At 37.2% G+C, this 15,212-nt stretch carries 16 protein-coding genes; 7 read left to right on the top strand and 9 right to left on the bottom strand.

From position 1 onward, the window contains the following. Window positions 1–126 precede the first annotated feature (126 nt). The 4 genes from IO90_RS00830 (at window position 127) to IO90_RS00815 (ending at window position 2,588) form a co-directional block, all read left to right on the top strand. A complete protein-coding gene (locus tag IO90_RS00830; protein ID WP_081871756.1) occupies window positions 127–558 on the top strand; it encodes an RNase adapter RapZ in 432 nt (143 codons plus the stop codon). 84 nt (window positions 559–642) lie between these two features. Then, the gene (locus IO90_RS00825) at window positions 643–1,356 is read left to right on the top strand and encodes an NDP-sugar synthase (protein ID WP_034962975.1); all 714 of its coding nucleotides are present in this window, start codon (window positions 643–645) and stop codon (window positions 1,354–1,356) included. Then, window positions 1,353–2,057 (top strand): TIGR00730 family Rossman fold protein, encoded by a 705-nt coding sequence (locus tag IO90_RS00820; RefSeq protein ID WP_034962974.1) that lies wholly within the window; start codon window positions 1,353–1,355, stop codon window positions 2,055–2,057. Before IO90_RS00825 ends, IO90_RS00820 begins: the two co-directional genes overlap by 4 nt. Window positions 2,058–2,114: 57 nt before the next feature. After that, window positions 2,115–2,588 (top strand): DUF6702 family protein, encoded by a 474-nt coding sequence (locus tag IO90_RS00815; protein WP_034963153.1) that lies wholly within the window; start codon window positions 2,115–2,117, stop codon window positions 2,586–2,588. Between the two features lie 63 nt (window positions 2,589–2,651). On the opposite strand, the gene IO90_RS00810 is transcribed toward IO90_RS00815, so the two are convergent. The 9 genes from IO90_RS00810 to IO90_RS00770 form a co-directional block, all read right to left on the bottom strand. Next, window positions 2,652–3,659, bottom strand: coding sequence for a DUF6438 domain-containing protein (locus tag IO90_RS00810; protein WP_034962972.1), 1,008 nt, complete (start codon window positions 3,657–3,659; stop codon window positions 2,652–2,654). Between the two features lie 21 nt (window positions 3,660–3,680). Then, window positions 3,681–4,418: a sulfite exporter TauE/SafE family protein gene (locus IO90_RS00805; protein ID WP_034962970.1), complete on the bottom strand. Its 738-nt coding sequence runs from the start codon at window positions 4,416–4,418 to the stop codon at window positions 3,681–3,683. Further along, window positions 4,409–4,858: a FixH family protein gene (locus IO90_RS00800; RefSeq protein ID WP_034962968.1), complete on the bottom strand. Its 450-nt coding sequence runs from the start codon at window positions 4,856–4,858 to the stop codon at window positions 4,409–4,411. The genes IO90_RS00805 and IO90_RS00800 overlap by 10 nt, the downstream gene beginning before the upstream one ends. Window positions 4,859–4,867: 9 nt before the next feature. Continuing rightward, the gene (gene ccoG, locus IO90_RS00795; RefSeq protein ID WP_034962966.1) at window positions 4,868–6,322 is read right to left on the bottom strand and encodes a cytochrome c oxidase accessory protein CcoG; all 1,455 of its coding nucleotides are present in this window, start codon (window positions 6,320–6,322) and stop codon (window positions 4,868–4,870) included. Window positions 6,323–6,434: 112 nt separating this feature from the next. Next, window positions 6,435–7,319 (bottom strand): cbb3-type cytochrome c oxidase N-terminal domain-containing protein, encoded by an 885-nt coding sequence (locus IO90_RS00790; protein ID WP_034962964.1) that lies wholly within the window; start codon window positions 7,317–7,319, stop codon window positions 6,435–6,437. A 19-nt stretch (window positions 7,320–7,338) separates the two neighbouring features. Beyond that, window positions 7,339–7,536 (bottom strand): hypothetical protein, encoded by a 198-nt coding sequence (locus tag IO90_RS00785; RefSeq protein ID WP_034962962.1) that lies wholly within the window; start codon window positions 7,534–7,536, stop codon window positions 7,339–7,341. 11 nt (window positions 7,537–7,547) lie between these two features. After that, the gene (gene ccoN / locus IO90_RS00780) at window positions 7,548–9,833 is read right to left on the bottom strand and encodes a cytochrome-c oxidase, cbb3-type subunit I (RefSeq protein ID WP_034962959.1); all 2,286 of its coding nucleotides are present in this window, start codon (window positions 9,831–9,833) and stop codon (window positions 7,548–7,550) included. A 15-nt stretch (window positions 9,834–9,848) separates the two neighbouring features. Beyond that, on the bottom strand, window positions 9,849–10,037 hold the full coding sequence (gene ccoS, locus IO90_RS00775) for a cbb3-type cytochrome oxidase assembly protein CcoS (protein WP_034962957.1): 189 nt from the start codon (window positions 10,035–10,037) through the stop codon (window positions 9,849–9,851). 111 nt (window positions 10,038–10,148) lie between these two features. After that, on the bottom strand, window positions 10,149–12,527 hold the full coding sequence (locus tag IO90_RS00770; RefSeq protein ID WP_034962955.1) for a heavy metal translocating P-type ATPase: 2,379 nt from the start codon (window positions 12,525–12,527) through the stop codon (window positions 10,149–10,151). Between the two features lie 95 nt (window positions 12,528–12,622). On the opposite strand from IO90_RS00770, the gene IO90_RS00765 reads away from it, so the two are divergent. The 3 genes from IO90_RS00765 (at window position 12,623) to IO90_RS00755 (ending at window position 15,204) form a co-directional block, all read left to right on the top strand. Then, on the top strand, window positions 12,623–13,336 hold the full coding sequence (locus tag IO90_RS00765; protein WP_034962952.1) for a Crp/Fnr family transcriptional regulator: 714 nt from the start codon (window positions 12,623–12,625) through the stop codon (window positions 13,334–13,336). A 124-nt stretch (window positions 13,337–13,460) separates the two neighbouring features. Then, window positions 13,461–14,276, top strand: a complete 816-nt coding sequence (gene panB, locus IO90_RS00760; protein WP_034962951.1) for a 3-methyl-2-oxobutanoate hydroxymethyltransferase — start codon at window positions 13,461–13,463, stop codon at window positions 14,274–14,276. A gap of 76 nt (window positions 14,277–14,352) precedes the next feature. Then, window positions 14,353–15,204: an alpha/beta fold hydrolase gene (locus tag IO90_RS00755; RefSeq protein WP_034962949.1), complete on the top strand. Its 852-nt coding sequence runs from the start codon at window positions 14,353–14,355 to the stop codon at window positions 15,202–15,204. Window positions 15,205–15,212 lie beyond the last annotated feature (8 nt).

Below are 15,212 nucleotides of genomic sequence, written 5' to 3'. Positions count from 1 at the left end.
TAAGATATTATGTTTGATTTGCAAAGCCTTGAATCAATTAATATGCAAAATTAAATTTTAAATTCAGAATACTCAGATTTTTGAAAGAAAATTAAAAAAAGTAACTTTACGGAAAATTAAATTTTGATGCAGAACAAACTCAATATAGAGATTCATAGTTTTTCTTATAAAAAAGGTGGGATTCCAAAAGATAAAACTGATAATGGAGGCGGATTCGTCTTCGATTGCCGTGGAATCTTAAATCCCGGAAGAATAGAGGAGTACAAGATCCAGACTGGAAATGACATTGGCGTTCAGGAATTTTTGGAAAGTAAAACAGAATTTCCAAAATTCTTCGATTCTATAAAATCTCTTTTGTCCATTAGTATCGAAAACTATTTGAGTCGCGGTTTTGAGCATCTCCAAATTAATTTTGGTTGTACGGGCGGACAACATCGTTCTGTTTATTCTGCAATCAAAACTGCTCAGTTCATCCGAGAAAATTATCCGGAAGCGAATGTCAGCATTCATCACGACGAGCAGTTGCATCTTAATATGAAATCGGCTTCTAGCAATTAGCTTTTTGCTTTAACTTCAGAATAATTATTTTAAAATTGATGGGTGAATTGATCATTCATCAATTATCAATTATCATTTATAAATATGAAAGCATTATTATTTGCTGCAGGCAAAGGAACGCGCCTCAAGCCGTTTACCGATGAACATCCGAAAGCTTTGGCAAAAGTCAACGGAATGCCGTTATTAGAAAGAAATATCAAATATCTTCAAGGTTACGGGATCAATGATTTCGTGATCAATATTCACCATTTTGGAGGACAGATTCTGGCTTTTCTGGCGGAGAACGATAACTTCGGAGCGAACATTGAGATTTCGAATGAGCACGAAGAACTTTTGGAAACCGGAGGCGGATTGCTTTTCGCGAGGAGATTCCTTGAAAATGAGAAAGCATTTCTGATAATGAACGTCGATATTTTGACTGATCTTAATATCACCAATTTCATCAGACTTCACGAGATGAAAGGCGCAATGATTACTTTGGCCGTTTCCGACAGAGACAGTTCCAGAAAATTGATGTTCAATGAAAAGATGTTTTTGAAAGGTTGGAGAAACCTGACGACGAATAAAAAGAAAGTTGTTGGCGGGATTTTCAAATTGAGAGAATTGGCGTTCAGTGGTGTGCATTGTGTCAACTCAGAGATTTTTGATAAAATGACCAAGACCGGAGCATTTTCCATAATGGATGAATATATGGATTTGATGAAAGAAGATATTATAATTGGTTACCAGCACACTTCCAATTTGGTGGATGTTGGCAGACCAGAATCTATTGCGGAAGCAGAAAGAATATTCAAATGATAGATGACGATAAAAGACTGCAGGAAAGTCTGAGACAAAAAACATGGGACGAAACAATCACGAAAGACAGCTGGATGGTTTTCCGCGTGATGTCCGAATTTGTGGACGGTTACGAAAAAATGGCTAAGATTGGCCCTTGTGTTTCCATCTTTGGTTCTGCAAGATTGCCCGAAGATAATTATTATTACAAAATGGCTTCGGATATTGCCAAGAAGATTACAGAAATTGGATTTGGTGTCATCACAGGAGGCGGACCTGGAATAATGGAAGCTGGGAATAGGGGAGCTCACGGCAACGGAAAATCCATCGGATTGAACATCGAATTGCCTTTCGAGCAACACTTTAATCCCTATGTTGACAAAGGTTATAATATCAATTTTGATTATTTCTTCGTTAGAAAGGTAATGTTCGTGAAATATTCGCAAGGTTTCGTCGTGATGCCCGGTGGATTTGGAACTTTGGACGAGCTTTCCGAAGCCTTGACATTAATCCAAACCAACAAAATAGGGAAATTCCCAATCGTTTTGGTTGGTAGCGAATTTTGGAGCGGATTGCTGGATTGGTTCAAAGGAACATTGCTGAAAGAAGGTTTGATTGCCGAGAAAGACCTCGAACTTTTCCGCGTTGTGGATACTGCGGAAGATGCGGTGGAGCACATCAAAGCGTTTTATGACAAATACTCGGTGAGTGTGAATTTCTAAAGCGTGGCATATAATTTGAGTTTAATCAATCATAAAAGTTATTATAACATTATCAAAATGAAAAAATATTTATTAATATTTGCAACGGGACTTTTGATGCTGGGGATTTTCAGTTTCAATGACGCAGATTTCTTTTCGTCTATGACCAAAGTGGATTACATCGATGGAACCAAAACTTTGAAGTTTACAACAAAACTTAATACGACACATATCTCTCAAGCGATAAAAATTGATCCTACAACGGCTGGTTTCGATGCCGAAGTTAAAAAGTATATGAATGCCAATGTGGATGTTTCCATCAATGGCGCTCCCAAAACTTTGACTTTCACAGGAAGTCAGGTGAATGGTGAATCGGTTTGGGTTTATTATGAAGCTTCGAATGTTTCAGATATTTCAAGTCTTAAAATCAGAAATAGCATTTTGATTGGACAGTTTCCGAAACAGGTCAACATTCTAAACATCACTTACAAAGGAACTTTGAAAACGCTTAATTTCCAGAAAGGGAAGGAAACTTCTGAGGTTTCTTTTTAAGAATCAGAGTATAGTTTTAAAATATAAAAATCGGTCAGTTGGCCGATTTTTTTGTTTTACTTTTTAATCAATTTTAACCCAGCTTTGATTTTTTCTTATGTCAAATAATATTTTATAGATCTTTTTAAGTCCATAAGTTCCAGATGCGCCGTAATCGCTAATTGTTTTAATTTTACCACTGGCGTAGGTTATTTTTAAATTGACAGTTTGATCGTCAGTCCAGTTAACAGCGTAGTTATCTTCTAGCTTAGGAAAATCAATGTATTCTAAAGTTTTTATGAGCATCTCAAAATCTTCATTCTGTAATTTAGTTTTGAAAGTTCCTTCATTTTTTTCTGACCAAATTTCCATATCGTCATTAAAGTTGAACTGCTTGGCAATGAATTTAGCTTCTCGATTTTGATTAATTTCTAAGTCAAAAATAGGGCAAGTTCCAAAACAACCAGTTGTGGAGAATTCTATTTTTTCGATAGGAATATAGTTTTGTTTATTGGAATTATATTCAATAAAATCACCGAATCTAAAAGCCAATATTTGTTTTTGAGGATTTTTAGCAACTATCTTTTTTTTCCAATCGATGATTCTCGAATTGTTGATTTCTAAAAGTTTTTGCCCATCTTTATCCGTAATTTTAGGAACAAAATAATCATTATGACGTTTTGAAATATTAACGATTTTATATTTCTGATGACCAAAATTCATAATAACAATCGGATGATAGCTACAAGACTGATCCAGCGATCCTAGACAAGTGTAGTCGTCACCAATCACCAATAGATCCGTGAATCCGTTATTATCAAAATCAGTTTTGTAAAAACTTTCACCGATGTCAAGTTCGTCTGCAAGTTTTACATTAGTTTGACATTCAAAATCTTCACGTTTAAAATCCTGGATACTTTTAACTTCATATTTAGTTAAATCTTTAAAGTTTTTTCTAATCAAGTTCTGAACTTCCAATGGGGTTGTGATATGATCAATTTCTGAAGTTTTTATATTTCCATTTTCTTTACAACTTAAAATGATTGTAAAAATCAGAAAACTAAATAATCTAAGAAATCGGTTGATCTGCATTTCAAATGTTAAATTTTAAAACTAGTGACAATTCGTATGATCCGTATGGAAACCGTCTGTAGAATGTTCCACGTGCAAAGATTCGGAACGTGGCGAAACGTAAGGAATTCCCAGTTCCAAACCTCTTAGAATGAATAATCCGCCTAGAAGAATCATCATCACTGGAATGACTTTCAGAATCTTAACTCGGAAAGCTGTCGTGATGAAATTGCCCAAGAAAACTACGGCAAACATAAACGGAAAAGTTCCCAATCCGAAAAGAAACATAAAGAGTGAACTCTGCCAAATCCCACCAGACGCTAAAGATGCTGTGAGCGCCATATAAACCATTCCGCAGGGTAGAAGACCATTCAGAATTCCTGTGGCGAATCTGGATTTGTAATCGGGACGTTGAAGGATTTTCCCGAGTCTCATTTTCACTTTTAGCAAAGCTCTTGAAACAAAAGGAATTTTTGATGCAAAGTCTTTCCCACCGAATGAGAATATCGCCATAATAATCAATAAAATGCCGACAAGAATCGTGAGATATTGTTGGAAACCTGCGAACTCAAAACTTTGTCCTATGATGCCTAGAAACGCACCCAGAATAGAGTAGGTGAAGATTCGCCCAAACTGGTAAGTGATGTTTTGAAGATAGAAATTGGTTTTTTGATTTTTCGTCAATCCCATCGACAAAGCAATCGGTCCGCACATCCCAATGCAATGGAATCCAGATGCGAATCCCAAACCAATGGCTGATATGATGAGTGCTATTTCCATAGGATGTCATAATCCACCTGATACGGTTTCTTATTTTCTGTCCATTTTAATTTTAGTGTGTAAGAACCTTTTGAAATTACTTTTGTTGGAATGACGAATTGGTTGTTCTGTAAAGTAACTTCTTTTTTGATGTCAAGATTGGAATCTTCTGTGCGGAAAAGTACGAAGTCAGCTTTGTTTCCATCTGCTTTTATGGCTTCTGGGAAAGTGATCACCATTCCTTCATTTTCTGCTTTGTACGCAGGGATTTCTTTTAGGTTTCCTGCGTTTTCTTTAGCATCTATGACGTCTTGGTATTTTAATTCCTCTTCGTAATAGTTATTGGAAATCATTTCTGCATTCTGTTTTCCCATTGGAAATACCAAAATCAAAAACAAGATAAAGACGATGAAACATCCCAATGCGATCATCAATCCGTGTCCCCAATTTAAATTCTTCATTGTTTTATTTTAAAATTGAAATTTGAATGGTCCTTCAAAGTAGGTGTTGTAAGAATCTAACAATTCTCCATTCATATCATAAACGCCCAAAGTCAGATTTTGTTTTGACAGTTTGATTTGGCTTTCTGGGAAACTGACGTTGATGGTTCCTTTTGTCATCACATCTCTTTTCAAAACAATTTTGTTGGATGAGGTGCTGGACGATATTTCTCCGTTTGCAGGCTCAATTATTTTGATGATGACCGTCCTGTTTTCGTTGGATTTATTAAGGAAAGTGTAATTGTAAGTATTTGTAATTTTCCCTTCTCTCACGAAGAAAGTAGCTCCAGGAGGTTTTAGGAATTTAGCTTCCATATCGCCTCTGCTATATAACAATCCACCAAGGAAACCAACAAGAAGTAACAAGACCACGGAGTAAATTTTCATTCTTCCAGAAAACTTGAATTTCTCCTGTTCCTCAATCTCTTTCTCAGATGCATATCGAATCAATCCTGGCGGAAGTCCGACTTTTACCATTACTTCATCACAAGCGTCGATACAAGCGGTACAGTTCACGCATTCCATCTGAAGACCATCGCGGATATCGATTCCAGTTGGGCAGACAACAACACATTGTTTACAATCGATGCAGTCGCCTTTTCCTTCGGCTCTTCTGTCTTCTCCTTTTTTCCATTTTGCGCGATTTTCTCCTCTTTTGTAATCGTAGAAAACATTGATGGTTTCTTTGTCAATCAAAACGCCTTGAAGCCTGCCATAAGGACAAACCATTGTACAAACTTGTTCTCTAAACCAAGCAAATACAAAGTAAAACGCCGCCGTGAAAAGAATCATCACCAAGAAATTGGTCGGCTTTTCAAAAGGACCTTCTTGCATTATTCTGAAAACTTCTTCATAACCAACAATGTACATAAACATAATGTGGGTAATGATGACCGAGATCAAAACGAAAATGCTCCATTTCAAGCCTCGTTTCCAGATCTTTTCTGTGTCCCATTCTTGATTGTCGAGGCGCATTTGTTTGTTTCTGTCTCCTTCGATCGCATATTCGATTTTACGGAATATCATTTCTAAAAAGATAGTCTGAGGACAAATCCATCCGCAAAATATCCTTCCGAAAACTACCGTGAAAATGATAATGAAAATTAAAGAGACAATGGCACCCAATGCCAGGATAAAGAAATCCTGAGGATAAAAAGGCTGTCCAAAGATGAAGAACTGACGTTCTATGATGTTGAATAAAAGTAGAGGATTCCCATTGAATTTAAGAAATGGAATCACAAAATAGATGGCCAATAATACAATGCTTACAAGAACTCTGTAATTGGTGTATTTTCCTTTAGGTTTTCTTGGAAACACCCATTTTCTTTTACCTGCACTGTCCATTGTTCCCACAGAGTCTCTGAATGTTTCAGCTTCTACCACCCAGCTTTCCGCTTCGTTGTATTTTTTTTCTGTAGTACTCATAATGTTATTTGCTAAAAAAAGAGATTGCCCCGAAAATGAACCTATTGCTATTTCATTTTCAAATACCATTCCTAATCGAATGATATTTTTCGACAATCTCTTTTATATGATGTTATTCAGCTTTTTCCCAGTTTGCCTCTGTTCCTTGCGGAGCGGCACCACCTTGTGCAGGTGTGATAGGAGCTTGTTCTTGGTTGATATGATAAACGTAAGCCGCAACTTTTTCGATATCATTACCAGTAAGAACGCCGTTTTTACCCCAAGCTTGCATCGTCGGGTTGTTTGTACTTCCGTTTTCTACCATGTAGAAGACATTTTTGAATAATGTTTTCTCAGGTTGGTTGATCCAGAAGTTATCTGTCAAGTTAGGACCAATTCCTCCTTTTCCTTTGTCAGCATGACAAGTCACACAGTTGGTTTCGAAAATGACTCTTCCGTCTTCAACATTATCTTCGGAGAATTTTGCAGTTTCAATTGTTGCTTGAGGAACTGTTTCCATATACTCATTGATGGCAGCAGTTTGCTCTCTGTATTCTTGCTCGTACTCTTTGATTGGATGAGCAAAATCTGTCAAGAAATATGAAGAAATGTACAAAACACAATATGCAACTCCGAAATAGAATAATCCCAACCACCATTTTGGAAGCTGATTGTCTAATTCCATAATCCCATCGAAACCGTGGTCGATAAGGATGTCTTTTTCCTCTTTTTCAGATTGGCTTTTGAAAGCACCGTTCCAAAGATATTGGAAGTAAGGAATTTTCTTATCTGCCAGGTATGTAGCCTTCTCCTTATCTGTCAGCTTTTTGAATTTTTCATTTTCAATCAAATCTCCTATCGCAGTTTGGATGAAGACTACGATGATACTAATCAAAGCAGTTCCAATAAAAAACTTGGATGTAATGAAATCTGATGTTTGAGAAAACATGTAAAAAACTACAAGCAATAATCCAAAAACAATCAGGATATTAATATAAACAGGTGCTCTTCTTTTCATGATTAATTATCGTTATATGTTACAAAGTAAATTTGTCGTCTTCGTGGTCTTTTTCCAAAGGTGCATTTTCTTCTTCTTTGTAATATTTTTTTGGTCTTCTTAGAACCACATAAATTATTGTAAGAAAAAACAAAATGAAGATGATCATTGCAATGGTTTGAAACAAACCTGCATTTTCCACGTTGGAGACGATGTCTTTAAAACTTTGCGGAATCATTTTATTTAATTTTAATTACTTGCTGTTTTTATTTCTGTCGTTTTGATATCAGTCCCAAGTCTTTGCAGATAAGATATTAAAGCTACGATTTCTCTCTTCTCAAGCGGTACAAATTGTTCGCCATCTTGTATCTTTTTAGCTTTAGCTTCATCAAAAGATTTTTTAACATCGGCTGCTTCTGCAAAAACATTTTTCACAATGACATTCGCCTGATTGTTCATCCAAGAATCCATCGAGTCGATTTGAGCTTTCGTGTATGGAACATCGAATGAATTTTTCATCAATTCCAACTTAGCTTTGGTCTTGCTTCTGTCAAGTGTTTTCTCAATCAACCAAGGATATCTTGGCATAATGGAGCCTGCAGAAGTTGATCTTGGGTTGTACATGTGTTTGAAGTGCCAAGAATCTGGTCTTGCGCCTCCTTCTCTATGCAAATCCGGTCCTGTTCTTTTAGATCCCCACAAGAATGGTCTGTCGTAGATGAATTCACCAGCTTTGGAGTATTGTCCATTCTTACCGTTGAATCTTACTACCTCATCACGGAAAGGACGTACCATCTGCGAGTGGCAAGCGTTACAACCTTCTCTGATGTAGATGTCTCTACCTTCCAATTCCAATGGTGAATATGGTTTCACTGCAGAAATTGTAGGAACGTTGTCTTTTACAAATATTGTAGGAAGTATTTCCAATGATCCACCAATTGCAACTGCAACGAATGAAAGGATTCCTAAGTACAATGGTGTTCTTTCTAACCACAAGTGGAAAGTCTCACCTTCTTTTCTTCCTTTATTGATTTTCGCCAATGCTGGAGTTTCTGCTGGAACTTCTTTTTGGAATGATCCTTTTCTAGCTGTTGCAATTAAGTTAACTGCCATTAAAACACCTCCGGAGAAATAAAGCAATCCACCAACAAATCTTAATTTATAGTGAGGAAGAATAGCCGTTACAGTATCCAACCAGTTTTTGTAAACCAATGTTCCGTCTGGGTTGAATTCTTTCCACATCAGACCTTGCGTAAATCCTGCGATGTACAAAGGAACTGCATAAAAGATGATCCCGAATGTTCCTAACCAGAAATGCCAGTTAGCTAATTTTACAGACCATAGTTTGGTTCTCCATAAAACTGGAACTAAGTAATAAATAACCCCGAAAGCCATAAATCCGTTCCAACCAAGTGCACCTAAGTGAACGTGACCGATAACCCAATCTGTAAAGTGACCTACTTTGTTTACTGTTTTAGTAGCCAAAAGTGGTCCTTCGAAAGTTGCCATACCGTAACAAGTTACAGCTACAACAAAGAACTTAAGAACTGGATTTTCTCTTACTTTATCCCAAGCACCTCTCAGTGTCAAAAGACCATTTAGCATTCCACCCCAAGATGGTGCGATCAGCATAATTGAGAAACCTGTTCCAACTGCCTGAGCCCAAGCTGGTAGAGCAGTGTATTGTAAGTGATGAGGACCTGCCCAGATATAGACAAAGATCAACGACCAAAAGTGAATAATAGATAATTTGTAGGAGAAAACTGGTCTGTCTGCCGCTTTTGGAACGAAGTAGTACATCAATCCTAAGACTGGCGTTGTAAGGAAAAATGCAACCGCATTATGTCCGTACCACCATTGTACCAAGGCATCTTTCACACCTGCGTAAGCGGAGTAAGATTTCCATCCTGCAAATGATAAAGGAATCTCTAAGTTGTTGAAAATATGGAGCATTGCAACTGCAACCCAAGTTCCCATATAGAACCAAATGGCAACATATAAATGTCTTACTCTTCTAATTGCAATTGTACCGAACATATTGATACCGAAAATCACCCAAACGACAGTAATCAAAATGTCAATTGGCCACTCGTGCTCAGCGTATTCTTTGGAAGTGTTGAGTCCCATAAAGAAAGTGATAACCGTAGCAACGATCATCAATTGCCATCCCCAGAAGTGGATCCAAGACAGCGTGTCACTCCACATTCTTGTTTTAAGAAGTCTCTGAAGTGAGAAATAGATTCCCGAGAAAATAGAGTTTCCTACAAATGCGAAAATAACCATACTGGTGTGCAACATTCTAATACGTCCAAACCCAAACGCACCGTGGGAGTTGATAAGCCCCTGCATTCCTTCTGTTCGAAGCGTTCTGATGGTAGGATCATCTGTTCCTAAGAAAAATTCTGGTAATTCCGGGTAAAATAGTAACAACGCAGCGGTAAGGCCTAATAAAAAACCTAACAGTCCGCAAACCACCGTCGCAATTAAAAATGCTCGGACAATCCCGTTGTCATAACTAAACTTTTGTGTTTCCATATCTACAAATAGCAATTATTCTTTATCGATTTTTTTAGGAGTTTCTTTCTCCTCTTCAGTTTTTACCTCGTCGTCAAACAGAATTCTGACGGCCGGCGACTCATCGTCCTCAAACTGTCCTTTTTTAGCACCAATAATGAAAATTATTAGAAAAATAACAGCTAAAGAAACGCTGCAGATAATCATTAAATAGAGAATCTCCATATCTGCTACAAATTTAAGGTAAAAACAGTCGTCAAATTTAGTGAAAATTACTGACTTTAGTCAGAATGACAGAAAAAGGGATAATTTATAATCGCTCTAAATAAGGGCTTTCTATATGCTTATCTGAAAGTATTTTGAACTTCTGAGCCACGTAGAAAGTGTCGTGAATGTGACAACAGTTATAGAGCTTATCGGCATAAAAATAGCCGCAAAAAGTGGATGCATATGTCCGGTAACTGCAAATCCTACACCGACGACATTGTAACACAAACTGATTATGAATGTGATTTTTACAATCGTGATCGCATCTTTCGCAAGGGCTAAGAATTTATCCAATTCGGGAATTTTTTCGCCGTTCATAATCACATCGGAAGATGGTGTGAAAGAATTGCTGTCATCGGAAATGGCGATTCCAACATTGCTTTGTTTTAAAGCGCCAGCGTCATTCAATCCGTCGCCGAGCATTGCTACTTTTTGTCCTTTGTCCTGAAGTTCTTTGATGTAATCCAACTTGTTCTCAGGGTTTTGATTGAATTTCATTTCAGAAACAGTCGGAATCAATTGTTGTAAAATCGATTTTTCCGAAGGATTGTCACCGCTCAAAATATTGATGGCGTAATGTTTTAAATTTTTGAAAAGCTCCGAAAGATTGTTTCGGTACTCATTTTTGAAAGTGAATTTCCCAAGGAAAGTCTCGTCTTTTTTAATGTAAACAGCCGTTTCCAAATCCTGTGATTTCTCGCCCGTAAAACTCGCGGAACCGATTTTATAAAGTGTTCCTCGGACTTTTCCTTCGTAGCCTTTTCCAGAAATTTCAACAAAATCTTCCACTTCAAAATAATCATCATTAACCTCGATGAAATTGTAAAGTGATTTGGAAAGTGGATGGTTCGAGTTTTTCAGAAGCGACTTGATATTCTTCAAATCAAAATCCTTAATCTCACTTCCGAAATAGTTGATATTCGATTTCTTACTTTCTGTGATTGTTCCGGTTTTGTCGAAAACCAAAGTGTCGATTTTCGCCAATCTTTCGATCGTCAAAGTATCTTTCACGTAGAAATTATTTCGACCCAAAATCCTCATAATGTGACCAAAAGTGAAAGGCGCAGACAAAGCCAAAGCACACGGGCAAGCCACAATCAAAATAGCAGAAACCACTTGGAACATCTTTTCCATATCGATTCTTGCCCAGTAGATTCCGGCAATCAACGTGATTCCTAAAATGATGAAAGTGAAGTATTTACTAATGGTATTTGTTAAAGTGTCTAGTCCTGTTTCGAATTTTTTGAACGCTTCCTTGTTCCAAAGTTGAGTCAGATAACTTTGATCCACACTTTTGATGACTTCCAATTCTAAAATTGAACCCGATTGTTTCCCGCCGGCAAAAATCTTGTCGCCAGGTTTTTTTGAAATATGCGCCGATTCTCCTGTAATGAAACTGTTGTCGATATTACCTTCTCCTTTTATCAAAACAGAATCTACCGGAATGATTTCCTGATTTCGCACCATAATTCTATCACCAACTGCTAATTCAGAAAGCAAAATATTCTCTTGTTTTCCGTTGAAGTCAACTTTGGTAACGGCAATCGGGTAAAACGATTTGTAATCTCGGTCGTAAGAAAGCGTGTTGTAGGTTCGTTTTTGGAACATTTTTCCCATCAACATAAAGAACAGCAATCCGCAGAGTGTGTCAAAATAGCCCGGGCCGTAATCTGTCAAAACTTCATAAACACTTCTGCCGTAGAGCACGAAAATTCCCAAAACAATTGGAACATCAATGTTGACGATTTTGTTTTTTAATCCAAACCAAGCGGATTTGTAATAATCTGAAGCTGAATAAAATACAACGGGAGTTGCCAGCAAGAACATTATAAAACGGAAAAGGTGTTTATATGAATGGAACCATGCATCATTGCCAGAAATATATTCTGGAAAACTGATAAACATCCCATTTCCAAATGCAAAACCAGCGATTGCCAGTTTAACAAGAAGCGTTTTGTCCAGCGTATCCTGTTTTTTCTCCGCCGTTTCCAGGTTGATGACTGGTTTGTAGCCAAGATTCGTCAGGAATTTTGCCAATTCGCTCAGTTTGAGTTCTTCTTCTTTGAAAGAAATTTGAACTGTTTTTCTGGTGAAATTGACTTGAGTGTATTTGATGTTTTTATTAATGGTGTGCAGACTTTCCAAAAGCCAAATGCAAGAAGAACAATGGATTACCGGGATCTTGAAAGTGACCAATGTAGTTCCGCCTTCGGAAAAATCAACCACTTTGTTGAAGATTTCTGGTGTGTCTAGATAGTCGAACTGCGAATTGTTTTCGTTGCTTGGCCGGATTCCAGAACGCTTGTTGATATTGTAGAAATTATCCAGATTATGAACATTCAGAATTTCATAGACGGATTGGCAACCGTTACAGCAAAATAATTTTTCATCAAAAAGAATTTGTTCCTTATCGATATTTTGCCCGCAGTGAAAACATTGTTCTGCCATTAAAAATTACTCAGATATTTGGATTGCAAAATTACGGCAAAAATATTGGTATGTAGCGTTAAAAAGTCTTATTTTTGCTGACAAATGTCATAGGTATGTCTCTTGAACAACAATTGGTTATAGAAGAAAATTTCTCGAAAGCTTTCCACAAAGATTCTTTGCGCGAAAGTCTTAACACTTCAGATTTTGAAACGTATGAAAAAGCGTTGAAAGTTTTGGAATTTGCAAAAGGCGATGTCGTTTTCGAAGACGGCGATTTGCCAAAGGGGGTTTATTTTATCGAAAAAGGAACTGCAAAATTATCGAAGTCAGGTGTTTATGGTAAAGATCAAATCCTGAGATTCTGCAAGGAAAATGATTTGATTGGTTACCGTTCTTTGCTTTGTGGTGAGAATTTCCAAGCCAATGCGGAAGCGATGACGCCAATGACGGTTCAGTTTTTGCCAGCGGATGTTTTCCTTCATTTGCTGGAGGTTGACCCAAAATTGTCTTACGCAATGCTTCAAAAAATTGCTTATGAATTGGGCGAATCTGCAAACACAGTGACTTTCTTGGCTCAAAAAACAGTGAGAGAAAGATTGGCGGAAATCCTTGTGTTATTAGAACAGAAATTGGGAACAGATCCGGAAGGTTTCATCAAAATCTCTTTGACGAGAGAAGAAATTGCCAACTTGATTGGGACCGCTACAGAAAGCGCGATCCGATTGATCTCAGAATTCAAACAAGATGATTTGATCTCCGTGGAAGGCAGAAATATCAAAATCCTAAACCGCGACAAATTGATCAAACTTGGTCACGTTGTTATATAAGTGATAATCGATGAATGATAATTGATTATTAATTCGTCGTTCCAAATAAATTTATCAACTTTACTTTATCAATCATTATTAGTGGTGATCATTTGTCATTAATAATTTATCATTAATAATTCCTATGTCTGTACACTCAGAAATTAAAAAAATCACCACAGAGACCTTGCGAAAAATGAAATTCGATAAGGAGAAAATCACAATGCTGACGGCGTACGATTTTACAACCGCAAAAATGGTGGACGCTGGTGGCGTAGATTCTATATTAATAGGTGATTCGGCGGCGAATGTGATGGCAGGCTTCGAAACGACTTTGCCGATTACGCTGGATCAAATGATCTACCACACGCAATGCGTGGTTCGTGGTGTGGAAAGAGCTTTGGTTGTGGCAGATTTACCTTTCGGAACTTATCAAAGTAATCCAGAGAAAGCTTTGGAATCTGCAGTGAGAATGATGAAAGAAGGTGGCGCGCACGCAATCAAAATTGAGGGAGGAAAAGAGATTGAAGAATCTATCAGAAAAATCGTGAATGCAGGAATTCCCGTTTGTGGACATCTTGGTTTGACGCCTCAAAGTATCTATCAGTTCGGAACTTATAAAGTGAGAGCGAAGGAAGATGCAGAAGCGGAAAAATTGATTTCGGATTGTAAATTACTTGAGGAATTAGGCTGTTTCGCGATCGTTCTTGAGAAGATTCCAGCATCGCTTGCTAAAAGAGCTTCGGAAAGTATTTCGATTCCGACGATTGGAATTGGAGCTGGACAAGATTGCGACGGGCAAGTCCTCGTTTACCACGATATGGTTGGAATGAATCAAGGTTTTTCGCCTAAGTTTTTAAGAAGATATTTAGATTTATACTCCGAAATTACGGGCGCAGTTTCACAATACGTGAAAGATGTGAAAAGTGCTGATTTTCCGAATGATAAGGAAAGTTATTAATTAAAAAAAATAAAATACAATTAACCCTTTCAGAGTTCCAAACTCTGAAAGGGTTTTAATTATAAATCTATTAGAAATGATTCAGAAATTAACTAATTTTTTTTCGTTTTTAATCTTAACATTGTCAGTTGTTTCCTGCGTTTGTCATCAAACAAAATCTGGGACCAGGACAGAGATTTTCGATAAGAAGGATTCATTGAACTCCCTTGCAAGAATTAAGGAAATCAAAAATCTCAATTATTCTGATTTCAAAGCTGGGAAATTTGATGATGGAAAAGTCGCAGTGAATTATCGATTGTTAAAACCTGAAAATTTTAATCAAACCAAAAAATATCCTCTAATATTGGTATTCCACGGTTCGGGTGCGATTGGGACAAACAATACTTCGCAAATGGGCGTTTTGTCGAAAATGTGGTTGCTTCCCGAAAATCGGGAAAAATGTCAGACTTATGTTTTGTCGCCTCAATTTCCAGTTCGGTCGTCCAATTATCATCTTGATGAAAGTAGAAATGTGAAAGTTTCTGAGTCCAATGAACATTTGGATTTGGTTTTGAAATCAATCGATTCATTAATCATCAAAGAAAATATCGACCCGAAAAGAATCTATGTAATGGGGTTCTCGATGGGAGGCGCAACGACATCGAACGCAATTTCGAAAAGACCGGATTTGTTTGCGGGCGCAATCAATGTTTCCGGAATTTCGCAGTTTGATAAAATGGATGAACTCGTGAAAATGCCGATTTGGATTGTCCACGGAAGTTTGGATACGGACAATTTCCCACAAAGTAATTTCAAGTTTTTCGAAGAAATGAAAACCAAAGGAAATGTTTTTCTTTGGGAGTACAAAGACAAATATCACAACAACATTCTCTCTGCCGAGTTGGTAGATGAGATTCCAAAATGGCTTTTTAAGCAAACTAAAAATTAAATTTTAAA

This window comes from Chryseobacterium sp. FH1 (assembly GCF_000735135.1).
In the GTDB taxonomy this organism is placed as follows: Bacteria; Bacteroidota; Bacteroidia; order Flavobacteriales; family Weeksellaceae; genus Epilithonimonas.
The sequence above is the reverse complement of the archived record's forward strand: the minus strand, read 5'-3'. Positions and strand labels throughout refer to the sequence as shown.